The sequence below is a fragment of the Planococcus sp. TJ-201 genome, assembly GCF_058268495.1.
In genome coordinates this window covers 775,209-797,887 of the sequence record NZ_JBZDOG010000001.1, presented here as the reverse complement: position 1 = coordinate 797,887, position 22,679 = coordinate 775,209, and the positions used below count along the sequence as shown (strand labels likewise).

18 protein-coding genes are annotated in these 22,679 nt (G+C 44.8%); 9 read left to right on the top strand and 9 right to left on the bottom strand.

The annotated features are described in order from the left end of the window. The first annotated feature begins 13 nt into the window (after positions 1-13). The 3 genes from AC4EG4_RS04165 to AC4EG4_RS04155 all read left to right on the top strand — a co-directional run bounded on the left by AC4EG4_RS04165 (position 14) and on the right by AC4EG4_RS04155 (position 3,742). Positions 14-1,690 carry a glycerol-3-phosphate dehydrogenase/oxidase gene (locus AC4EG4_RS04165; protein WP_490977570.1) on the top strand — a complete coding sequence of 559 codons (1,677 nt, stop codon included), beginning with the start codon at positions 14-16 and terminating at the stop codon, positions 1,688-1,690. A gap of 159 nt (positions 1,691-1,849) precedes the next feature. Continuing rightward, on the top strand, positions 1,850-2,992 hold the full coding sequence (locus AC4EG4_RS04160) for a S8 family peptidase (RefSeq protein WP_490986987.1): 1,143 nt from the start codon (positions 1,850-1,852) through the stop codon (positions 2,990-2,992). Positions 2,993-3,082: 90 nt separating this feature from the next. After that, the gene (locus AC4EG4_RS04155; RefSeq protein ID WP_490986986.1) at positions 3,083-3,742 is read left to right on the top strand and encodes a DUF998 domain-containing protein; all 660 of its coding nucleotides are present in this window, start codon (positions 3,083-3,085) and stop codon (positions 3,740-3,742) included. Positions 3,743-3,824: 82 nt separating this feature from the next. Here the strand turns inward: AC4EG4_RS04155 and AC4EG4_RS04150 are convergent, their stop codons facing one another. Continuing rightward, on the bottom strand, positions 3,825-4,256 hold the full coding sequence (locus AC4EG4_RS04150) for a GtrA family protein (protein WP_490986985.1): 432 nt from the start codon (positions 4,254-4,256) through the stop codon (positions 3,825-3,827). Between the two features lie 254 nt (positions 4,257-4,510). Here AC4EG4_RS04150 and AC4EG4_RS04145 point away from each other — a divergent pair, with 254 nt between their 5' ends. Then, positions 4,511-5,062, top strand: a complete 552-nt coding sequence (locus AC4EG4_RS04145) for a divergent PAP2 family protein (RefSeq protein ID WP_490977574.1) — start codon at positions 4,511-4,513, stop codon at positions 5,060-5,062. Between the two features lie 204 nt (positions 5,063-5,266). Here the strand turns inward: AC4EG4_RS04145 and nadA are convergent, their stop codons facing one another. Genes nadA through nadB form a run of 3 tightly spaced genes read right to left on the bottom strand, consistent with a single transcriptional unit; the run spans position 5,267 to position 8,747 of the window. Continuing rightward, positions 5,267-6,361, bottom strand: coding sequence for a quinolinate synthase NadA (gene nadA / locus AC4EG4_RS04140; RefSeq protein ID WP_490986984.1), 1,095 nt, complete (start codon positions 6,359-6,361; stop codon positions 5,267-5,269). Next, positions 6,358-7,212, bottom strand: coding sequence for a carboxylating nicotinate-nucleotide diphosphorylase (gene nadC, locus AC4EG4_RS04135; protein ID WP_490986983.1), 855 nt, complete (start codon positions 7,210-7,212; stop codon positions 6,358-6,360). The genes nadA and nadC overlap by 4 nt, the downstream gene beginning before the upstream one ends. Next, the gene (gene nadB, locus AC4EG4_RS04130) at positions 7,209-8,747 is read right to left on the bottom strand and encodes an L-aspartate oxidase (protein WP_490986982.1); all 1,539 of its coding nucleotides are present in this window, start codon (positions 8,745-8,747) and stop codon (positions 7,209-7,211) included. Before nadB ends, nadC begins: the two co-directional genes overlap by 4 nt. A 99-nt stretch (positions 8,748-8,846) precedes the next feature. Between nadB and AC4EG4_RS04125 the strand changes: the two genes are divergently transcribed. Both AC4EG4_RS04125 and AC4EG4_RS04120 read left to right on the top strand, forming a co-directional pair. After that, positions 8,847-9,971 carry an IscS subfamily cysteine desulfurase gene (locus AC4EG4_RS04125; RefSeq protein WP_490986981.1) on the top strand — a complete coding sequence of 375 codons (1,125 nt, stop codon included), beginning with the start codon at positions 8,847-8,849 and terminating at the stop codon, positions 9,969-9,971. 119 nt (positions 9,972-10,090) lie between these two features. Further along, positions 10,091-10,483 carry a hypothetical protein gene (locus AC4EG4_RS04120; RefSeq protein ID WP_490977579.1) on the top strand — a complete coding sequence of 131 codons (393 nt, stop codon included), beginning with the start codon at positions 10,091-10,093 and terminating at the stop codon, positions 10,481-10,483. A gap of 53 nt (positions 10,484-10,536) precedes the next feature. Here the strand turns inward: AC4EG4_RS04120 and AC4EG4_RS04115 are convergent, their stop codons facing one another. From AC4EG4_RS04115 to secA2, 3 genes are all read right to left on the bottom strand, one after another. Continuing rightward, on the bottom strand, positions 10,537-10,926 hold the full coding sequence (locus tag AC4EG4_RS04115; RefSeq protein ID WP_490977580.1) for a DUF805 domain-containing protein: 390 nt from the start codon (positions 10,924-10,926) through the stop codon (positions 10,537-10,539). A 77-nt stretch (positions 10,927-11,003) separates the two neighbouring features. Next, positions 11,004-11,900, bottom strand: a complete 897-nt coding sequence (locus tag AC4EG4_RS04110; RefSeq protein WP_490986980.1) for an accessory Sec system S-layer assembly protein — start codon at positions 11,898-11,900, stop codon at positions 11,004-11,006. Next, on the bottom strand, positions 11,897-14,263 hold the full coding sequence (gene secA2, locus AC4EG4_RS04105; protein ID WP_490986979.1) for an accessory Sec system translocase SecA2: 2,367 nt from the start codon (positions 14,261-14,263) through the stop codon (positions 11,897-11,899). Before secA2 ends, AC4EG4_RS04110 begins: the two co-directional genes overlap by 4 nt. Positions 14,264-14,798: 535 nt before the next feature. Here secA2 and AC4EG4_RS04100 point away from each other — a divergent pair. Both AC4EG4_RS04100 and AC4EG4_RS04095 read left to right on the top strand, forming a co-directional pair. Then, positions 14,799-16,250, top strand: a complete 1,452-nt coding sequence (locus AC4EG4_RS04100) for a trypsin-like peptidase domain-containing protein (RefSeq protein ID WP_490986978.1) — start codon at positions 14,799-14,801, stop codon at positions 16,248-16,250. 276 nt (positions 16,251-16,526) lie between these two features. Then, positions 16,527-17,084 (top strand): DUF4126 domain-containing protein, encoded by a 558-nt coding sequence (locus AC4EG4_RS04095; RefSeq protein WP_490986977.1) that lies wholly within the window; start codon positions 16,527-16,529, stop codon positions 17,082-17,084. A gap of 51 nt (positions 17,085-17,135) precedes the next feature. Here the strand turns inward: AC4EG4_RS04095 and AC4EG4_RS04090 are convergent, their stop codons facing one another. Next, on the bottom strand, positions 17,136-18,152 hold the full coding sequence (locus AC4EG4_RS04090; protein WP_490986976.1) for a LysM peptidoglycan-binding domain-containing protein: 1,017 nt from the start codon (positions 18,150-18,152) through the stop codon (positions 17,136-17,138). 277 nt (positions 18,153-18,429) lie between these two features. Here AC4EG4_RS04090 and AC4EG4_RS04085 point away from each other — a divergent pair, with 277 nt between their 5' ends. Then, complete coding sequence (locus AC4EG4_RS04085) at positions 18,430-19,305, top strand: DUF1028 domain-containing protein (RefSeq protein ID WP_490986975.1); 876 nt, start codon at positions 18,430-18,432, stop codon at positions 19,303-19,305. A 195-nt stretch (positions 19,306-19,500) separates the two neighbouring features. Here AC4EG4_RS04085 and AC4EG4_RS04080 read toward each other — a convergent pair whose 3' ends face one another. Further along, entirely contained in the window at positions 19,501-22,674 is a 3,174-nt protein-coding gene (locus AC4EG4_RS04080; protein ID WP_490986974.1) for an efflux RND transporter permease subunit, read from the bottom strand. Positions 22,675-22,679: the final 5 nt, after the last annotated feature.

Sequence of the window (22,679 nt, the reverse complement as noted above, 5' to 3'; positions counted from 1 at the left end):
AGCAGATAAACTTATGAAATTCTCAAGTTTAAACAGAAACGAACGCTATGAACAAATGAAACAAACGCAATTGGATGTCCTCGTGATCGGTGGAGGCATTACCGGTGCGGGCATCGCACTTGATGGAGCTGCACGCGGCATGGATGTTGCAGTTGTGGAAATGCAGGATTTTGCGGCGGGTACGAGCAGCCGTTCGACCAAATTGGTTCACGGCGGTTTGCGCTATTTGAAGCAGTTTGAAATTAGAATGGTCGCCGAAGTCGGCAAAGAACGCGAAATTGTTTATGAAAATGGACCACATGTGACAACGCCAGAATGGATGCTGCTGCCGTTTTATAAAGGCGGAACGTTTGGGCCGCTTAGCACCAATGTCGGCTTGCGCGTCTATGACTTTTTGGCTGGCGTCAAAAAAGGCGAGCGCCGCAAAATGTTGAGCAAAGAAGAAACTTTGCGCCGCGAACCTTTGCTCAAGAAAAAAGACATCAGAGGCGGCGGTTATTACGTGGAATACAAAACCGATGATGCACGCTTAACAATGGAAGTGATGAAAAAAGCGGTTGAAAAAGGTGCTTTGGCGATGAACTATGCGAAAGTAAAAAGCTTTATTTACGACAACGGCAAAACGGTCGGCATTAAAGTGGAAGACCAAATTGATGGAACGATCCACGAACTGTATGCGAAAAAAATCGTCAATGCAGCAGGACCATGGGTTGATACCTTGCGCGACAAAGACCATTCAAAATTCGGCAAAACGCTTCAACTGACAAAAGGTATTCACTTGGTCTTTGATGGCCTTCGTTTCCCGTTAAAACAAGCGATCTACTTTGATATGCCAGACGGCCGGATGGCATTTGCTATTCCGCGTGAAGGCAAAGTTTATGTAGGTACAACAGATACGGTTTACAAGCAGGACATTGCACATCCAACGATGACGCTTGAAGACCGTAATTATGTCTTGAAAGCAATCGACTTTATGTTCCCTGAAGTGGCAATCACTGAAAGAGACATTGAATCCAGCTGGGCTGGCTTGCGTCCATTGATTCACGAAGAAGGCAAAGATCCATCCGAAATTTCACGTAAAGATGAAATTTTTGTCTCAGATTCCGGGTTGATTTCGATTGCTGGCGGAAAATTGACTGGCTACCGTAAAATGGGCGAACACATCATCAATTTGGTAGCAGAGCAATTGAAAAAAGAAGAAGGCGTCAACTACCCGAAAAGCTCAACGAAGCGTTTGCCAATCTCTGGTGGCGAAGTAGGTGGATCGAAAGGCTTTGAAACGTTCATGGCTGACCGAATCCATCAAGCGAGAAGTACGGGGTTGACACCTGAAACCATGCGTATGCTTGTCAATCGCTATGGAGCAAACGTAGACAAAGTACTTCACTTCTATACAACCGGAATAGAAGAAGCTTCACGTGCAGGGATGAATCAATTGGTTTACGCAATGCTGCGCTATTCAATGGAATACGAAGCGTCATACAAGCCTATTGATTTCTTTATTCGCCGTACCGGTGCTTTGTATTTTGATATCCACTGGGTACACGCACACAAAGAATCAACCATCGCTTACATGGGCAAGATGCTCGGTTGGACTGATGAGCAGGTTGCAGATTACCGTGCTGAATTAGAAGGCTTGCTGCACGAAGCTGTTCACCCTGTGGAAGTATCTTCTCAGAGCTTAAGCTAAATACATTTATCCCAATCCTGTTTGCGATCAGTTAATTGATTGCAAGCGGGATTTTTTTAAATAGACTGGAAAATTTACGCTTTTAGGTTTATACTTAATTAAAAAAATCTGATTAAAACGAAAATTAAGATTTTTTATCAAATAGATAGGAGATATGCCATGAAGAAAATGATAAGTCTTGTTTTTGTTGCGCCTTTGGTATTTATGCTATTTGCACCTATTGGCAGTACAGTGTTTGCAGAAGCGGATCCACAGCAGGTAATTGTGAAATACAAAAACGGTTCACAGCCAGAAAGTACAGTGTCTTTTGCAACTACCCAAATTGACGATGCGGACATGGCAACACTTGAGGTGCCTGCAGGCAAAACTGCGGCTTCTTTTATGGAAGAGTTGAGGACACAAGAGGATGTTGAATTTGTCGAACCAGATTATCGCGTTGAGTTGGCCTACACACCAAACGATCCGGAGTTTACGAAACTTCAATACCATCACAAAAAGATCGGAACAGCCACTGCCTGGAATCAGACCCGAGGAGCAGCCAATGTGGTGGTAGCTGTAATTGATGATGGAATGGACGTAAAACATACCGAACTTGCTGGCCGTTTTGTTGCACCGTATGACGCACTTAACAAGCGTGCGGGAACCATCAGCCAAGGTCTCCATGGTACGCACGTGGCCGGCTTGATTGCAGGAACGGCTGACAATGGGCTCGGAGGTGCGGGAGTGGCACCTTATACGAAAGTGATGCCGATTGATGTATTTGATAATAAAGGAGTTGCCTACACATCCAGCTTGATTCATGGCATTGAACATGCCGTCAAGAAAAATGTCGACATCATCAATCTGAGCTTAGGATCTTATTATTACAGCAAGGCGCTGGATCAGGCAATACAACAAGCCCATAAGAAAGGCATTGTTATTGTGGCAGCAGCCGGAAACGACGGTACACGCAATGCATTTTATCCATCTTCTTTGGCCAATGTTATTTCCGTTGGAGCTGTAGCAAGCAATGACACCATCTCAGTATTTTCAAATAGGGGACCGAGCATCGATGTCACAGCTCCAGGGACAAATGTCTACTCCTCTTTGCCAAATAATTTGTTTGGTTCATTGAATGGCACGTCAATGGCCGCACCAATTGTTTCGGGAGTAGCTGCGTTGATTAAAGCCAACCAAACGACCCTCAGCAATAAAGAAATCGAAAAGAAAATCTTTTCATCTTCGGACGATTTAGGGACAGCCGGGCGTGACGATATTTACGGCCATGGCCGCGTCAATGCCGCAAAAGCATTGAAAAAATAGAGATTGCTGTCGGAAAGTTGAAATGCAGAAACCTTTGCCGCAAAAGCCAAAATTTTGGATTAGCTAGAATGAAAAAGGGCGGGTGAACGTATGAAACTCGGACTGCAGAATGGATTTTGGCAGACGGCCGCGCTAAGCGGTGTGGTCAGTGCACTTATTTACATGCTGCATGTGACGACAGGCGGATTATTATGGGATGGTTACAGCCACGTCAGGCAAACTATTAGCGAACTGACAGGAAATGGTGCGCCAAATGCTGGAATGCTGAGAATTTTTACGCTCATGTATGGCATATTTGGCACTATTTTTGCAGCAGTTGTCTACGTACTTTTTCGTAAGTATCAGACCCATAACATTGCCCAGTGGGGGGCCATGTTGCTGTTTCTCATGCATGCAGTATCGCTGATCGGTTTTAGTCTTTTTCCGTTGGAGCAAGGAGGCGAAGTGCTGACGTTTAGCAATTTCATGCATCTGGGGATAACAGCGATTGTCGTGATTGCAACTATCGGTGCCTTGTTTGCAATTGGCTACGGCTTATGGCTTACCAAAAAATTCAGGACCATGGGGATGTTCACACTTGCTTGTGCTGTGGTAATTGTGTTTGCAGGAGTGGCAACCCCGATTGTCTTGAGCGGCAATCTGCCGTATGCTGGGCTCGTAGAACGAATCATTATTTACACACTGCAGCTCTGGACAATTGTATTGTCAATTTATCTCTTTAAATTGCCTAAAACCGTAGAAAGCAAGTAGTCCTTTTCCAGTGGTATGAGTATGAAAAAATGCAAAAAATGCCGAACAGGACGATCTCCTGATTCGGCATTTGTGCGTTTTGCTAAACTTTTTCGGCGATTGGCGCATTGCGGTTTTTAAAGATAAACTTTTTGCTGAAAATATAATTGGCAACCAGAACGATGACATTGGCCAGTACTTTAGACAAGGTGCCGTTCATGCTCAACAATCCAACCAACACCATCATCGTGCCCAGATCCATAAAAAAAGAAAGCACACGGAATCCGAAAAAAGATCCCATTTCGGCAAAGCGGTCGCGCCAGTTGTTCGTGACACTTTTAAATACATAATGTTTATTAACAAAAAAAGCAAAGACGACTGCAAACAGCCAGGCAATGGTAGTTGAAATGCGGTAATCCAGGTGGAGCAGTTCTTCGCAAATCCAGTAAACGGCAATGTTGACGACAGTGGTGAAGCCGCCCATGATCAAATACATCAGTATGCTGCGCCAGTCTTTTGATAACAGTTTCTTCATAGAATTCCTCATTCTCTCGGTTTTCTTGTATGGGGTGTGACTCATAATAAAGAAGTTTACGTATCCTACAGTTCAGATATACAGTTTAACGCAATTGCATCCATTGCGGAAGCTGGAAATGATATGATTTTTTTAGTATACGAAAAAAAATTCTATTTTTAACCTGAATTCACATATTCCTCTGCGATAATGGGTAAAGAAGTATATTGAATGGCAACGGCATCGTTGCCTAGTTGAAACTGGAGGATGAGCAGATGAGAAAGATGAACCGGGGAATGATTACCTCACTAAGTGCAATCGGTGTGGCGCAAGCGTTGAAAATTGTCACGCACAAAACAGTAACAGGAAAATGGGATTGGAAACAAGCCTTTACAACAGGCGGTATGCCAAGTTCCCACTCAGCTGGAGTTTCTGCTTTAGCCTCATACGTAGCTGCCAATAAAGGCGCACGCCATACAGAAACAGCTCTTGCGATCGTGTTCGGCGTCATCGTCATGTACGATGCACAGGGCATTCGTCGCCATACTGGAGAGATTGCGCGACTAGTCAACGACTTAGAAGATAGCTTTGTGAAATTCTCTGGAGAATTTCCAAGCTTTGAATTTATTGAACGCGAAAAGGATTTGAAGGAATTGCTTGGCCATCAGCCTGTTGAAGTAGTTGCAGGGGCTGCGTTTGGAACCGTTATGGGCTTAGTTTCAGCTGCGATTGAAAATCGTGTACGCGAAATCGAAGAAAAAGAAGGACGCTCTAAGGCTCAATTGCCATACGACGGCCGCAGCCGCCGAGCAACACGATCTCATTAAAAGATAAAGTCATTCCTTAGGGAGTGGCTTTTTTCTATGGAAAATTGTGCGACCGCACCCCAAAAGGCTGGAAGCGCACCTCAAAGAGAGAGAACCGCACCTCAAGTGGCCAAGACCGCACCTCACAACAGGACAACCGCAGCTCCATGCTCCAACACCGCACCTCGCGAAATAAAAAAAGGAAGGCGCGATGCCTTCCTTCCATTACATCATCTTTTCCAACGCCATTTTGGCTTCGGTAGAAGTTTGTGGATCAACCTGAATGCGGTTGATGACACGCCCAGCAACCAATTCTTCAAGCGTCCATGTTAAGTGTGGCAAATCAATGCGGTTCATCGTCAGGCACGGGCACATATAGGGATTAAGCGAAACGATATCGAGATCAGGATGATCGGCAATTAGCCGGTTAACCAGGTTCATCTCTGTGCCGATTGCCCATTTGGAACCCGGTTGGGCTGCTTTGATCATATCAATGATGTATTTTGTCGAACCAGCAAAATCAGATTGGCTGACCACTTCATACGTACATTCGGGATGGACCAGGATGTGGCGGTCGGGTTCATTTTCCCGTAAATTATCGATGTGCTTTGGCAAAAAATTCATGTGGACAGAACAGTGGCCTTTCCACAAAATCACTCGGATGTCGTCCAGCGGACAGTTCGCTTCCAGTTTTTGCTTGATCGGATCCCATATGGCCATTTGCTCGAGCGGAATCCCTAGCTTTACTGCCGTGTTCCGCCCCAAATGCTGATCGGGTAAAAACAGCATACGTTCTTTTTGGGTCAAGGCCCAGCGGACCATTGGCTCGGCATTCGAAGATGTTACGGTAGCGCCGCCGTTGCGTCCAACAAAGGCTTTAATGGCTGCAGTTGAATTGACGTAAGTCAGTGGCACAATGGTGTCGCCAAACAGTTCCTGCAGCTGGGTCCATGCGCGCTCGGTCTGATCAATATTGGCCATATCCGCCATCGAGCATCCGGCGCGCATATCGGGCAGAATGACTGCCTGATCAGGATTTGTCAGAATATCAGCAGTTTCCGCCATGAAATGAACGCCGCAAAAAATGATATAGTCGGCTGTTTGCTGTCCGGCAATCTGCGACAATTGGAGAGAGTCGCCAGTAACGTCGGCATAGCTGATGACTTCATCTTTTTGGTAATGATGGCCAAGAATATATAGCCGGTCGCCAAGTTGGGCACGGGCGCGTGTCGCACGTTCGTGAAGGTCATCCGTCGTCGCTTTCAAATACGATTCAGGCATGTCTCCGGTCTGCTGCAACTCTTTTAGGAAAGAATTCATTGATAGATGGCCTCCTTATGTGAAATGGCTAGATTCATGCTGATGTCTAAATTGTGCACGCTATGGGTTAGGGCGCCGATGGAAATGACATCTACCCCTGTATGGCGATAGGCAGCCAGGTTTTTCAAATCGATGCCGCCTGAAGCTTCTGTGCGGATCGGTTCTGGAACGAGCTTTACCCAAGCCGCCATCGTTTCAGCTGTTTGATTGTCAAACATGATGGCATCCGGTCTTGCCGCAATCGCTTCCTGTAATTGGGCCAAGCTCTCGACTTCGACTTCAATCATGGTCATATGGCCCAATGCTGAACGGACTTTTTGGACAGCTTTTGTTATGGAGCCGGCCGCTGCAATATGGTTGTCTTTCAGCATGACGGCATCGTACAAGCCGTTTCGATGGTTGAATCCGCCACCGGTCCGAACTGCATATTTCTCAAACATCCGCAATCCGGGTGTGGTTTTTCGTGTGTCAACGATGCGGGTATGAGAAGAGCCCAGAGCTTCAACGCATTGAGCGGTCAGGGTTGCGATGGCACTCATGCGCTGCACCAAATTTAACAGCACCCGCTCGCCTGCCAGTAAAGTCGCAACGGGTCCTTGAACTTTGGCGATTGCTTCTCCTGCTTTCACAAAATCCCCGTCTTGCTTTAAAGTTTCTATTGTAATTTTTGGATCCAACAGATGATAGCCCCATTCGAAGCATGCCAGACCTGCCACGACACCATCCTGCTTTAAGCGAATCACAGCTTCGCCTTGATCTCTTTGGCTGAATAAAACAGATGACGCGTCACGGTCTCCAATATCCTCCAGTAAAAAACTCTTGATTGCATCTTCTGCTTTTAAACGATTCATAAAACAGTCTCCTTTTGTTGTAATTGTCGCGTTCCTATAGTTAACCCATTTGCTGAAAGCTGAACGGTTTTTCCCGCCCAATCTTCCGAAGAACAAGGCATATCCTGCCGGTAATGAGCACCACGGCTTTCGTTGCGGGCCAAAGCGGCTTGGGCAATCAGGCTGCTGGCAGTATAACGGTGAATTTCTTTGATGTGCGCCCCGGAATAGTGCTGCAAAGCAAATCGCTGCAACGGGAAATCGGCCACGAATTTTTCCAATTGGTCCACTTCTCTTAAAATGCCGACCTGCTCGGTCATGCGAATTTGCAAATCAGCTGGCACGGAAAACGTCTTTTTCGGCTCAGTTACTTGAAGGGCTAGCTTCTGGTGGCTAAAATCATGGGTTTGTAGTTTTGCCGCTAAACGCTCAGCGAATACGAGGCATTCCAGCAAAGAATTGCTAGCGAGTCGGTTGGCACCGTGAACACCGGTGGATGCCACTTCTCCGATTGCATAAAGCCGGGGGATTGTGGTTTCACCCCACTCGTTTGTCTGGACACCGCCCATATGAAAATGAGCTCCGGGCCGAACCGGAAGAAGGTGTTCGTCTGAGTGCATGTGGTGATTTCGGCAATTTTCATCAATAGAGGGAAACTTGGCTTTAAAGGGTTGAATATGGCGCGCGTCAAGAAAAACAGGACCTTTTTGCTGCCAATGCCGTTCGATGGCACGGGCGACAATATCGCGTGGCGCCAGCTCCATGAACGGATGGACATCAGTCATGATGCGTTGCCCAAATCGATCAACGAGCCAAGCTCCTTCTCCGCGAACGGCTTCAGAGATCAAACCGCAAGACTTGCCGTTTAACGTAAAGACCGTAGGGTGAAACTGAACAAATTCTAAATCTTCCAATGCGGCTCCAGCGTGAAACGCCAAAGACAAACCATCTCCTGTTGCTGCCATTGAGTTTGAAGTTTGGTTATAGAGCTGTCCAATGCCGCCTGTTGCCAAAACCGTGTGCTGTGCCTGGATGACTGAGCGTTTGCCGAAGGCGTCTTCCACGTATACACCTGCGCATTGGCCGTCATGCATGGCGAGTTCCAAAACAGTGGCATAGGAAAGGCGTTGAACCTGATTTTCCGTTTTGTCCAGCAAATACTGCAGCAGCAATTTGCCAGTTTGGTCGCCGCCTGCATGAATAATTCTTCGGGCACTATGTGCGCCTTCTTGGCCCAACAAAGGCTGTCCTTCAGCATTGGCATCAAAAGGCAACCCTTGAGACAACAGTTTTTCGACGATGGCTTTGCCTTCACGGACTAATAGCTCAATGCGGTTGGGATCTGCATGATCAGCAGCAGCGGAACGTGTATCGGCTGCGTGTTTCAGAGGATGATCCCCTGGCCCGATGCTTGCGGCAATACCACCTTGCGCAAGGTTGGTATTGCCAGCGTGCAAATCTTCTTTTGTAAGAACTGTAACTGAAAGAGAAGAAGAGAGAGTGTGGGCTAGCATTAAACCCGCAGCACCTCCGCCAATAATACAAACATCAACCATAAGTTTACACCAACTTTACAAGTGTCTTGACACTATTAATGACATAAAGATAAAGTGATTACAAGACTAAGTCAAGTTTCGGAGGGAATTGATTGCAAAATGATGATTTATTTGGACCATGCAGCTACTACCCCAATGCGGCAATCAGCGATTGATGCTTATGCGGAAACTGCTAAACAGGTGATTGGCAATACCCAAAGCCTGCATGACGCAGGTTCCAGTGCGGCCAGTACGCTGGAGGCGTGCCGGAGAATGTGGGGAGGTTTTCTCAATGTTCGAAGTGAAGGGATTTTCTTTACAGGGAATGCGTCGGAAGGCAATCAATTGGCAATTCGTTCGCTGCTGCGTGGCAGATGTGAAAATTACCGGGAAATTGTCACCACAAAACTCGAGCATGCATCTGTTCTGACGGCTCTGCATGAACTGGAAAAAGATGGCTACGAGATCCGATATGTACCGGTCGACAAAGAAGGAGTTCTTGATTTTCAACAGTATAAGAAACTGGTTACAAATCAAACAGCATTAATCGTTATCCAGCTTGTCAATTCAGAAATGGGTGCCATCCAGCCGGTTGCAAAATGCGCTGTCTATGCAAAAGAAAAAGCAGTTCCTTACCATTGTGATGTTGTCCAAGGGTTTGGAAAAATTCCGGTCGACCTGTCGCAACTAGGCGTCACTTCCGCAGTTTGTTCAGGACATAAAATTGGTGGTCCAAAGGGTGTTGGCATTGTTTGGATAGACCCAAGCGTCCACTGGGAATCGGTATACGAAGGAACTGCACATCAACAAGGATTCCGCGCTGGAACCGTGGATGTACCGGGAATTGTATCCGCAACAGTTGCTGCGAAAGAGGCGGTGGCCGAGCAGCACGATGTGGCAGTCCATGCTGAAAACCTGCAGCATTATTTATGGGAGCAGCTGCCGGAAACTGTGCTCTTGACCGGAAATAGAGCAAGCAAATCCCCTTTTATTCAAGGTCTGCTGCTGCCCCATGTGGAAGGACAATGGATGATGCTTGAATGCAACCGCCATCAGCTTGCCATTTCTACAGGAGCTGCCTGCAAAATTGGTTCCGGGGAAGCAATGTCTGCCATGAGCGCCATGGGGATAGAACAAGACAGTGCACGGAAGTTTATCCGAATTTCATTTTCAAGGAGCACCACAACGCAAGATCTTACTGCCTTCTTGCAGGTGATTCGGACATCCATGGCTGCTCCACCTTAATAATCCTTTTGTAAACCGCAGATTAAGATATTCTAAAGACTCCTGATAAAGGATTGTGCTGCGCGGCAGATGGTATAAGCTGAGTGTAAAGCCCGATCATTTTAAAGGAGGAAGCTCATTTGAAGACTTCGCTTTTGAAAATGTCTGTTCCTGTTTTCGCCCTTGGATTTGTTTTGACGTCTCAAGTAGATACACAAGCCTATCCATCGTTGAAAGTCCCGGCATTCGAAGAACAGCAGCGAGCCTATAAGTGGGAAGCGAGCAGCTTAGAATCCCATGAGAAAAAGCTGGACGCACTCGAACAAGACCTGGAGTCTCTGATTGCAGAACTGGATGGTGAAGAAACCATTAGCTTTGAGCAGTACCAGAAATACCAGTCCACGTTGGACGGGTTGATACAAGAATTGAGTGCGGTGTCCAAGGAAATAGATTCCCAATCCCCGACGATCAACCAAAATTTTAAGGAATTGCTGGTCGCTCAGGAAAAAATGCATGGGATTGACGTGAAATAAAACAACCAAAAGAAACCGCACCTGTCGAGATGACAGATGCGGTTTCTTTTGGATTAGTTATTGGCAAAGATGGAATTATTTGAAGCTTGTTTTGGATTGGGTCCGTATTTGTTGCTGCCGGATTGGCTGTCCAGCAACGTGAAGATGAATAATGCAATCCATCCTAAAATGGGAATAAAACTTAGCAATAGCCACCATCCAGTTCGTCCGATATCATGGAGTCGGCGAACAGACACAGAAATACTGGGAATTAAAATAATGATTGAGAAGATGGTGGTTAACAACCCTCTGTCAGGCGCCAGCTCCAGGCTAGCCATTGTTTCAATTGCTGTTAAGATCACGGAGATAATTGTAATTCCCAGAACAAACATCCAATATTCTTTTCGTCTGGACCTACCGCTAAAAACGAAGGTTTTCCTAAACACGTTTAAAAAGTCTTGCACTGGTTAACCTCCTGAATTGTGATCATTTATTTCTACAAGAACAAATGCAGTCAATTTCGGTACTTAAATTCTTCCTGTTATTTTGGAATTCGAGCAGTCCAACGTGATAAATCGGGAGAGCCTATCAGCAGAGTTTCTTTAGGGAAGATAAATGTCCATGGCTTGGTGGTATTAGCTTTAACTGCAAGTGGTGCCAGTTTAAACGAACCTTTTACTACTAATGCGCCGGTTGCATCCAATATTTCCAACGGCAGTTTTTCCAGCTCAATTTGTTTCGAATACCCGTTGCGGACAAAGACAGAAACTGCTAAATTGCCTTCATCAGAAAAGCTTGTTTGAAAGCCGGTAAGGTTCAATTCCTGAGGATTTAGTTTAGGCAGGTTTTTTACAAGTTTAGCTAAAGTCGATTTTTGCTCAGGTGTTAAAGCTTCATCCCAAGACTTATCTAAATCCAATGCGTGTGGTACTAAGGATTGGACATTAAAGGCGAGTGACCAATCTGAGACGGGCACTTCTGAAACTCGGATAGAATCTTTTTTGAACTTAAATACCCAAGGGCGGTTTGAAAGGGGGGGAATGGTCCCCAATTCCGAAAGATCAAATTCCTGCGATGCAATAATCTGCTTTTGAAAATCCTGTAATACCAATTCCGCCTTCTCCATCGTGATTGGACGTTCAAGAGAGGAGCGGAAGAATGCCTGGACACTCCATTCGCCTGAATGTGGATCTGCTTCAATATCAATAGCAGCCAATGACAACTGGTTTATCTGCAAAGGCGGCAAGTCATTTGATAAAAACTTTAATACGTATTCTTGTTCCTTGCTGATTTCCCAGTCTTGTGAAATTGATAAAACTGGAGTGACTTCAACCGCTTTCGAAGAAGTTTCGGTTGGCACTTTCCCCAACTCGGTAGAAGAGACGATTGAATCTTTCCCAGTTTTATTAGTTTTATTGAAAAAAGAAAAAATACTCAATTTTTCTGCCCCTTTTCACGACGACTTAAGTTTTGCAAGAATCCCAAAACCTCTGAAGCAATTGAGTAGCGCAGGTTTTGGAAATTGGTTGCAAATAGCTCAAGGCCTTCTCTTTGATAAATTCTCATTGGATCTTCCTGCTGGTAGGATCGAAGGCCAATCCCTTCTTTCAAGTGAGCCATTGTTTCTAAATGCTTCACCCACATCGCATCAACCTGTGTTTGCATTACAAGCCGAATGGTGTTGGCAGCTTTTTCATCTTCTTGTCCAGCAGCAATAAACTCTGTAACGCTTTTCAGATAAGGCTTTATTGCAGCGTCAATTTCTTTTCGTTTATCTATTTTTTCTGGAAGGGTAATGGACGTACCAAGCAGTTGCTGCAAGTCTTGTTTAATTGAAATAAGATGAATCGCTTGAATATCGCCATCTTCCGGAAGGATTTCAGAGATGACGTAATCTGCAGCATCCCGAACCATCTCTTGGACTATGTCAAAGTTCTCTTGGCCTGCCAACACACGGTTTCTCAAATCATAGACAATTTTCCGTTGTTCATTGATTACATCATCCAACTTGAGGTTGTATTCGCGCATAGAAAAGTGAGAGCCCTCTACTATTCTTTGTGTACGGTCCGTCAATTCATGGATGTCTTTGTTGGAAATCTCTCCAACTTTATTGGTTTTGATTTTTTTCTCATATTTTTCAACATCTTCTTTTGCGAAACGTTTAAACATATCGTCTTCGAGAGAGATGATAAACTGGGTGGATCCTGGATCACCTTGTCGACCGGAACGGCCACGCAATTGGTTATCAATTCTTCTGTTTTCATGTTTTTCAGTTCCCAAAACGTGCAATCCGCCAAGTTCTGCAACTCCATCACCTAGAACAATATCAGTTCCTCGGCCTGCCATGTTAGTGGCAACTGTAATTTGATTCATTTGGCCAGCTTGTGAAATCAGTTGAACTTCCTGTTCCATACTTTTCGCGTTCAACAATTGGAAATTCAATTGTTGATCTTTCAAGTAGGCAGCGACAGCTTCAGATTGCAGTATGGATGTTGTGCCAACTAAAACAGGTTGGCCCGTTTGATGCCGTTTGGCGACTTCTTCAGCAACGGTTTTGTATTTATGGTCTATGGTTTTGAATACCCGATCAGGCAGGTCAACGCGGACTCTCGGGTGATTCGTCGGTACTGGCACTACGTCCATTCCATACACTTCACGAAACTCCTTTTGCTGCGTTTTTGCAGTGCCGGTCATGCCTGACAGATGCGGGTACATTCGGAAATAATTTTGTATAGTGATTTGCGCTTGCGCTTTATTTTCTTCGGTAATCTCCACTTTTTCTTTTGCTTCAATTGCCTGATGAAGTCCGTCAGAAAGAGTTCGGCCTTCTAAAGTACGTCCCGTAAACATATCGACTAATAGAATTTTATTGTCTTTCACGATATAGTCGACATCCCGTATAAACATCACGCGCGCACGAAGTGCCATGATGACATAATGATAGAGTGTCTGGTGTTCAAGTTCATATAGGTTGTCTACGCCAAATGCTTTCTCCACTTTTTCGATGCCTTTATCTGTTAACGAAGTTGCTTTTGTTTCATCATCGTATTCAAAATCCTCTTCTTTTATGAACCGAGTAGCTAGCAAAGAAGCGATTTGATGCAACTCTGCACTGACCTTCATTTTTCCAGCAACGATCAAAGGAGTCTTGGCTTCATCAATCAATATGCTGTCAACTTCATCAATGATGGCATAATGATAAGGTCGCTGCACTTTGTCTTGCAAAGTCGGCGCCATATTGTCGCGAAGATAATCAAAACCGAATTCTGTGCCGACACCATAAGTGATATCGGCTTGATAGGCTTCCTGCTTTTCATCGCTAAGCATTAAAGGAAGATTCAAGCCGACCGTTAGTCCAAGAAAGCGGTGGATCTGTCCGATTTGGTCAAAATCCCGTTTTGCCAAATAATCATTGACGGTAATTATGTGAACGCCTTTGCCTTCCAAAGCTCTTGTATACGCGGACAGCGATGATACCAGTGTTTTCCCCTCACCAGTCGGCATTTCGGCAATATTGCCTTCGGCCAAAACAAGTCCACCTATCAGCTGAACGTCAAAATGGCGCATACTCAAAACGCGTTTAGAAGCTTCGCGTACTACGGCAAAAGCATCTGGAATGATTTTTTCTATTTTGGTTCCAGTTGTTAATCGTTCTTTAAAGATGGCTGTCATTTGCTGAAGTTCCTCATCGGACATTGCTTGGTATTTTGCTTCAAGTCCATTTATCACAGCAACAATCCGATTGTACTTTTTCAACTGTCTTGTGTTTGATTTAGTTGAGCGCTTAAACAACGTTACCATTTAGTATTATCTCCTTTTTTTGTTCCATTGATACTTGCTTATTTTATCAAACTTTCCCATTAAACTCCACATTACTTTGTACACACAATTCTTTGTAACCTCTAGGTGGAAAGAGAAATTCAACAGCATCAAAACTATACCGCATGAATTAATAAGTGCGGGCCAAATTGAACGAGAGGAGTAAGAGAAAATTATCTAGCCAGTTATTTTTCATTGGATGTAGGGCAGCTGTATTCTACCGAAAAATAGAAAGGGTCAAACTTATGACCATGTCCTAGAATATAAAATTGAATGAGTTGATTTCTTCAATATATTTTTGAGCGGAAGTTCTAACTTTAAAGGATTTTTGCCTTTTTTTTCGAATGTGTTAATGTAAATATGATATGTATGATAATATTGACTTCTAAATAAATATATTTATTACAAATGAGTAGACTTCGTTACAACTTGCAACCCTGAGTAGTTGTTTGACGTTATAAGGTTTATAATGGAAGAAATTAATGGTATTTATGCTAGTCCATCAGGAGGTACAAACATGATATGCAATAAATGTGGAAATGAAAATGTAGAAGGTACGAAGTTCTGCCAAAAATGTGGGCATTCACTTATTCAAACAAGAAGCAGGAAGAAGAAAAAGCGTAACTTTATTTATGCAACCGTATTAGCCCTGACCTTGCTTGGAGTTGGGATCGGTTCTGCACAATTTATGGACGAAGAAGAACCGCAAGCAGAGGCGCCAGAACAAAATCAACTGGCTGAGAAGAAAACAGAGCTGGCAGTAGTTGAGGAAGAAATACCGGAGGAGCAAGAAGAACCTGTCACAGAACCCGGTATAGTAGAAAGAATTGAAGAGCCGGAAGAAACTGTTCCTGTAGAAGAGGAAACAACTGGAACGGTAACGAAAGTGGAGAATGTCGTACCACCTTCTGAGCAAGAAGAAAAAGTAGAACCAAAGAAAAAAGAGAAAACAGCCATTATTAAAGAGTCACAACAAAAAGTATATACTATTTTAACGGAAGGCGGACAAGGATCAGGATTCTTGTTTTCCGATACAGGAATGGTCGTCACTAACGCTCATGCTGTTGCAGGTTTCACTGATGTAGTAGTACGCAATATAAACGGACAAGATCACCCAGGCACAGTCATCGGAATTTCTGATGAATCTGATATTGCCCTGATTCATGTTGAGGCCTTTGAAGGCATCACACCGCTTGAAGTTGAAATGGAAGCTACTGATGTAGGTACAGAAGTTATTGCCTTGGGCAGCCCGGCTGGTATGGAAAATACAGCGTCATTGGGCTACCTCACAGGAATTGACCGTGACTTTTATCAAGAGTTTACCTATGAAGATATTTATCAAATCGACGCCAAAATTGCCCCAGGCAGCAGCGGAGGTCCCTTAGTGGACGCGACAACAGGTAAAGTCATCGGCATCAATTCATTGGTCATTGAAGAAGGCGATTCAATCGGCTTTTCAATCCCGATGTACTCGATGCATGCTCAGTTATCGCAATGGGTGACTGCTCCAATGTCGGTAGAAGAAGTCGCTGCTTTATTCCAAGTCTATGACGATTTTAGCGGCTATGAAGACGAAGATTATGAGTACGACGTCGATTTAGAAATGACATTTAACGAAACGAACTTAAGTGAATTTATTGGTGATTTCCGTTATTATTACGAAACGGCACTGGAAGAAGAGGACTTTTTCTATGTTCAAAATCTTCTTGTCTACCAAAGCGATATTTACAACAGCATTGCTGAGTATGTTGCAGATATCACGGGAAAAAACATGGAATACAATTTCACAAAGCTTGATATCATGGACATCGAAATCTATGAGGACTATGCTATTGTCCATACGGAAGAAGCCTTTGATATGATGAATGAAGCTGGAGAATGGTCTGTAGAAGAACGCAGCAAAATGTATACGATTGTAATGGATGAATATGGTTTTTATTACGTATCAGATATCATCAACAAAGAATAAGTTGTATTAAAAAAAGAAATTCCTTTTGGGGAATTTCTTTTTTTAATTGCTGGAAATTAGGTCAGCTATTAAAATGAAGCATTCAAGAGCAAGGCCTTTTTCAAGCTCATCTTCTTTTGTAGCATGAATGATTGTCAGGCTGGCATCAAGAGTTGGAACAATCAGCCCGCCCAGTCGCCGACTCCGGTTGTTTCCTAGTATTTCGCAGGTGGTGAATATCAGCCCTGCTTCTGCTCGTGTATACTGTAAATAACTAGTATGACGGAGGTGGGTATTTTGGAAACCATTTTGGCGATATGCATCGGACTGGCATTGAGTGCAACGGTCGGTTTTAGAATTTTTACGCCACTGCTGATCACGGGAATATTCGTCCATGTGGACTGGTTAACCCTTTCAGAAGGATTTAGCTGGATCGGCAGCACACCGGCGATTGTCGCGTTTGCTGCAGCCACGCTTTTCGAAATCGCGGTCAATTATATTCCGGCAGTAGGATCCTTCATGAAAATGATTGCGACGCCGATTGCGGCTCTGGCAGGAATCCTGCTGACTGCTTCTTTTATCGGGGATATGAATCCTTTCTTGGAATGGAGCATCGCCATTATTGGCGGAGGGGGAGTAGCGACAGTTTCTCATGCCACCATTACAGCGGTCAAAGGAGTGAGTGAGACGGCATTCATGAGTCCAGCTGTTTCTTTAGCGGAAGATGCTACGGCCACATTAACGCCAATCTTAATCTTACTGGCACCAATTCTGGCCATCTTCTTTTTGTTTGGCATGGCGTATATGATTTTTAAACTTTACCGCAGATTTTTGTACAAGCCGAAAAACATATAACAGGAGCAGGAATCTATAGATTCCTGCTCCTGTTATGGTGTTAACTTTAGACTATCTAGGAATTACCAATACTTGTCCGACACGAATGGAGTTAATATTGGTAATTTTATTAGCCGCTGCTATTTTCGTCACTGTCGTATTGTAAGCTCGTGCAATGCTGTAAAGTGTGTCCCCAGCCTTGACTGTGTATGTGACAGAAGGTGCAGGAGCTTTGGTTGGAATTGTCAACACTTGACCTACACGGATTAAGTTATAATTGGTAATGTTATTGGCTTTGGCCAACGCTGAAACGGTCACATTGTATTTTTTCGCAATGCTGTACAATGTATCTCCCGCTTTGACCGTATACTTGGTGCCGCTTACGGGTGAAACTGGCAATTTTAAAAGCTCAGAGACAGTGACGAATTTGTATCCTTTCGCTTTCAATTTACTGATCATACCCGGCAACGCACCTGGAGTTCCGGAAGCGCCGGCACCGGTGTGCATCAAAACAATCGATCCTGGCACAATATTATTCACCACTTTGTTGGTAATCTCAGTAGCAGAAACGCCTTTCCAGTCAACCGTATCGATATTCCACTGAATCGTATGTGTGTAACCGGCATCACCAACTGCTTTTAGAACAGTAGCATTGGATGCCCCGAATGGAGCTCTGAAAATAGGCTTGGTCGATTTTCCGGTAATTCCTTTGATTGTGGATTCTGTTGTATCAAGCTCACTTTTCATTTTTGCGGCGGTCAGTTTTGTGAAATCTGGATGCGAATACGAGTGGTTGCCGAGCTGATGGCCCTTGGCTGAAATGTTCTTGATCCAGGCAGGGTGGTTTTTAGCACCGGAACCTGTTAAAAAGAACGTGGCTTTTACATTGTTGGCAGACAGGATATCTAAGATTTTGTTGATATTCGTACCATCCGAACCGTCATCGAAGGTCAACGCCACCACTTTACTGGTCGTATTGCCTTTCGTAATATAAGTGGAACTTGCTGCATGAGACTGGCCAGAAAAAGACAGTACAGTGAAGAGGATTAGTAATAAAGCTGCTGAGACTTTAATCCATTTAGAAAGCACCTTTCTCACCCCTTTCATTGATGCGCTGAGCAAAAGTCAGCGTATGTATAGGGATGACCCGTTCTTAATTTGAAAAAATAAAGAATTGATATGTATTTTTTGTGATTCTATTATACCATTTATATGTACAAAAGTGTTGTTTTACTGATTAGTAAATAAGGTATTTGCATATTTTTATCTACTGAGTTTTAAAGAATAAGAAAACGTTCAAAATTCGCTTCCTTTAATTTAACATTCTGCAAATTATTGATTAAACTAGAGAAAAGGGGGCAATTGCATGAAGAATAAAATAGACAAACACAAGTTGGTCGCAACATTTTCCATTGTTGCTGCCAATCCGGAAACGGGAGAAGTGGGCGTGGCGGTGCAATCGAAATTTTTGGCAGTCGGTTCGGTCGTTCCATGGGCAAAGGCAGGCGTCGGGGCAGTGGCTACACAGTCCTGGGCCAATACCGCGTATGGACCAGAAGGACTTGAGTTATTGGAGAAGGGCTTGTCGCCTGAGGAAGTGATCGACAAGCTGATTGCTGACGATCCAGGCAGAAGTTTGCGCCAAGTGGCTGTCATCAACGCAGATGGTGAAGCGAGTGCTTTTACCGGCCATGAATGCTACGACTGGGCAGGACATAAAATAGGGAAGCATCATTCGTGCCAAGGCAACATCCTGGTCAGTGAAAAAACAGTCAGTGAAATGAGCAGAGCTTTTGAAGAATCGGAAGGTCCGCTTGCTGAAAGGTTGCTGACAGCTATTTCAGCCGCGCAACATGCTGGAGGCGACAGCAGAGGCAAACAGTCGGCTGCAGTTTATGTGTTGCAAAAAGGCGCAGGGTATGGTGGCTACAACGATGTGAAAGTGGATTTGCGTGTTGATGATCACCCAGAGCCGATTGAAGAATTGCAGCGGTTGTACGAGCTGCACAAAATGTATGCTGCACCATCTGAGGAAAAGCTGGCTATCGAAGAAAATGTCTTAGAAACTGTTGTAGAGCAGTTGGTAAAAGCCGATTTGCTGGAGTCGGTTGATCACAGCAGCTATGACGCAGAAGTGAAAGAAGCGTTGAAAACTTTTGTGCTGCGTGAGAACTTTGATGATCACTGGTCAGAAGAAGCACTGATCGATGAATCGGTACTGGAATATTTGAAAAAGCAATAATTTAGAAGCCTGTTCAGCTATGCTGAGCAGGCTTTTTTGTGCGAGGTGCGGTTATGAGGCATCGAGGTGCGGTCTGTAGCCTGCGAGGTGCGCTCTTATCCATTTGAGGTGCGGTTACCATCAAACGAGGTGCGGTCAGTTAAAAATGCGCACAAAAAAGACAGCTCATGATGAGCTGCCTTTTGCACTTATTCTTTAGTTTGCTTCTTTTTTGCGGAATTTCGAGACCACTTCATAAACGATTGGCACAATAACCAATGTCAATAATGTAGAACTGATCAATCCGCCAATAACTGTGATGCCGAGGCCTTGCGAAATCAATCCGCCTCCGCCTTCAGCTCCAATGGCAAGCGGTATTAGCGCGCCGATTGTTGCCAGGGCTGTCATCAAGATAGGGCGCAGTCGTGTCACGCCGCCTTCAAGAAGGGCCTCGCGTGTAGTCAAACCGGCTTTTTCCATATGGATGACACGGTCAATCAAGACGATGGCATTGGTGACAACAATACCGATCAGCATCAATACACCAATCAATGCGTTAACGCTCAATGATTCTCCAGTAATCCATAAAGCGACCAATACACCGATAACGGTGAATGGCAATGAAAACAGGATGGAGAACGGAGCGAGTGCACCGCCGAATGTGACAACCAGTACAAAGTACACAATGGCAATGGCTGCCAGCATCGCCAGGCCAAGCTGAGTGAACGATTCATTGATTTGTTCAGTCACACCGCCGTGGTCAGTTGTGACACCAGCCGGCAAGTCAAGTTCTGCAGTTTGTTCATCAATTTCAGTCGTGATTTCTGCAGCATTGTTGCCCAGAACGTCTGCTGTTAATGACGCAAACATTTGGCCATCTCTGCGATTAATGGTATCTGGTGATTGGCCTTCTTCCACTTCCATGACCTCACCAATTGTTACAGTTGTTCCAAGTGCTGTTGGAATTTCAACATCTGTTACATCTTCAATGCCGGCATATTGTGTTTCTTCTGTTTCAATGTAGACATTGATTTCTTCGTCTTCGTGCGTGACGGTAGTTAATACAGGCGCTTCACCCGCGCTGCTTAACGCCATGCCGATTTGTGCGGCTGTTAACCCATTTTCGCTTAAGCTTTGCTGATTAGCGACCAAGGTAAATTGATCATAAGCTTCGGTCAAGCTGGACTCTGTGTTTTCCAAGCCTTCGTTGTTTTCCATTAATGGCTGGATTTGATCGATAGCGGTTTGGATATCTTCGACATTGTCGCCGTAGACGTACATTTCCAGTCCGCTGCCGCCAGTAGCTGTGAAGTCCATGCTTGCCCATTCCCCGGATTCTGTGGAATTGTTCAAGTCTTCAATCAGGTTTGCACTTTCATCACTGAATGCCTCAAAGTCATCGTCATACTCAATATAGAACAATGCGGAATTATCTCCGCCGCCGCCCATTGCCGACATCGGATTGCCTCCGCCAAGCGAGTACTGATAAGACGTTACGCCTTCTCTGCCTTCGATAGAGCCCTCTGCATCAAGTGCAATGGCTTCCACATCTTCGCGTGTTTGTCCGGGTTCCGGACTATAAGTTGCCATCACGGTTTTTTGCTCTTCTTCAGGAAGGAAGCTGACGCCAATTACCGGAATCAAGAACAAACTTGCAGCAAGAAGCAACGACGCTCCGCCGAACGTGATGATTTTGTGATTCAAGGTCCATTCCAAAATACGTTTGTAGCTGTCTGCCATTTTGCCTGGCTTGTGTTCTTTTTGTTTGGATTGATTTGTATCCAGGTTTCGCAGTTGCTTGCGGTACATCAAATGCGCCATCATCGGAACGATGGTAACAGCCACTAGCAGAGATGCCGATAAAGCAAAGACAACTGCTAAAGCGAACGGCAGGAACAATTCGCCGATTTGTCCGCTGACAAGTGCAAGCGGCAGGAATACAGCGATGGTTACAATTGTTGATGAAAAAATGGGTACGAACATTTCACGTGTTGCTTCGCGAATGAGTTCTTTGCCACGCAATTTTTCGCCTGGCAAAGCCATGCGGCGATAAATATTTTCAATCACAACAATCGAGTCATCAATAACACGCCCGATTGCAACGGTTAATGCACCGAGTGTCATGATATTCAAGGTAATATCCATTTGGTTCAATAAGAAAATCGCCATTAATAACGACAATGGGATAGAGATGATCGAGATAATCGTTGTCTTAAAGCTGCGAAGGAACAGCAAAATGATTGCGACAGCAAATAAAATACCGAATAAGGCTTTGCTGAGCATCGTTTCAACTGAAGTTTCGATCGGTTCACCTTGGTCAAATGTCGAAGCGACGTTCAAGCCGTATTCTTCTTCAACATCTGCCATGATATCTTTAACGCCATTGACCACTTCTACGGTATTGGCATCCGGCGATTTGACGATAGAAATGCCGATGGATTCTTCTCCGTTTGTACGGGAAATCGATTCTGCTTCGCTGACCACTTCAATCTCGGCCAGTTCGCTCAATGCGACTGTCGGAATCGCAGACGGTGCAGCTGCAGCTGGAGTTTCTGTTGCAGGCGCTTCAGTTGGTGGTGCTTCTGTTCCGGTCCCTTCAGACTCAGGAGCAGCCGGTGCTGCACTTGGAACATCAGTTGCTGCTGCAGGAATCGCTGGAATCTGCAGATTTCTCAAGTCATCAACAGAGGTAATGTCACCGTCGATCACCAAGTTTTTCAGTTCACCGTCAAAATCAGTTAAACCTAACGGGAATGTCAGATTGGATCCTTGGATCAATTGTTGAATAGTTTCTTCCGTCAACCCGTATTGGGCTAAAGCTTCTTGATCAAAGGACATCGTGACTTTTTGGACGCGTTGTCCAGAAACTTGCGCATCGGACAAGCCGGCTACGCCTTCAAGTGCTGGGAGCACATTTTCTTCAACGGTAGCTGTCAGTTCTTCCAATGAACGCTCAGGATCGCTGATGCTCAATGTCAGAACAGGGAAAGCATCCAAGCTGAGCCGTGAAACCTGAGGTTCATTGGCAGCTTCAGGAATCGAAATTTGCGACAACGCATCCTCCAATTCACGAGTTGCTTCGTCCATATCGACTTCAAAGTCATACTGGACTTGAATCGTCGAGGCATTGGCCATCGATGTAGATGTTGTCAATTCGACGCCATTCATATTTTGAATTCGCTGCTCCATTGGAATGGTGACTTCTTCCATAATTTCATCGGGCGCAGCGCCTGGATATGTAGTAACGACCGTCACCGCAGGGAGGGTGATGCTTGGTATAGATTCCTGCTTCATGGTCAAGCCTGCATACAGTCCAGCCACAACGATCATGATGGTCAAGATCCATATCGCAAACTTATTGTTCAAGGAAAAATCGATAATTTTCTTCAAGTGAT

Excerpts from the sequence above, each read along its gene's own strand:
- AC4EG4_RS04165 (WP_490977570.1), top strand. The coding sequence starts at position 14 with ATGAAATTCTCAAGTTTAAACAGAAACGAACGCTATGAACAAATGAAA.
- AC4EG4_RS04160 (WP_490986987.1), top strand. The coding sequence starts at position 1,850 with ATGAAGAAAATGATAAGTCTTGTTTTTGTTGCGCCTTTGGTATTTATG.
- AC4EG4_RS04155 (WP_490986986.1), top strand. The coding sequence starts at position 3,083 with ATGAAACTCGGACTGCAGAATGGATTTTGGCAGACGGCCGCGCTAAGC.
- AC4EG4_RS04150 (WP_490986985.1), bottom strand. The coding sequence starts at position 4,256 with ATGAAGAAACTGTTATCAAAAGACTGGCGCAGCATACTGATGTATTTG.
- AC4EG4_RS04145 (WP_490977574.1), top strand. The coding sequence starts at position 4,511 with ATGAGAAAGATGAACCGGGGAATGATTACCTCACTAAGTGCAATCGGT.
- nadA (WP_490986984.1), bottom strand. The coding sequence starts at position 6,361 with ATGAATTCTTTCCTAAAAGAGTTGCAGCAGACCGGAGACATGCCTGAA.
- nadC (WP_490986983.1), bottom strand. The coding sequence starts at position 7,212 with ATGAATCGTTTAAAAGCAGAAGATGCAATCAAGAGTTTTTTACTGGAG.
- nadB (WP_490986982.1), bottom strand. The coding sequence starts at position 8,747 with ATGGTTGATGTTTGTATTATTGGCGGAGGTGCTGCGGGTTTAATGCTA.
- AC4EG4_RS04125 (WP_490986981.1), top strand. The coding sequence starts at position 8,847 with ATGATGATTTATTTGGACCATGCAGCTACTACCCCAATGCGGCAATCA.
- secA2 (WP_490986979.1), bottom strand. The coding sequence starts at position 14,263 with ATGGTAACGTTGTTTAAGCGCTCAACTAAATCAAACACAAGACAGTTG.
- AC4EG4_RS04100 (WP_490986978.1), top strand. The coding sequence starts at position 14,799 with ATGATATGCAATAAATGTGGAAATGAAAATGTAGAAGGTACGAAGTTC.
- AC4EG4_RS04085 (WP_490986975.1), top strand. The coding sequence starts at position 18,430 with ATGAAGAATAAAATAGACAAACACAAGTTGGTCGCAACATTTTCCATT.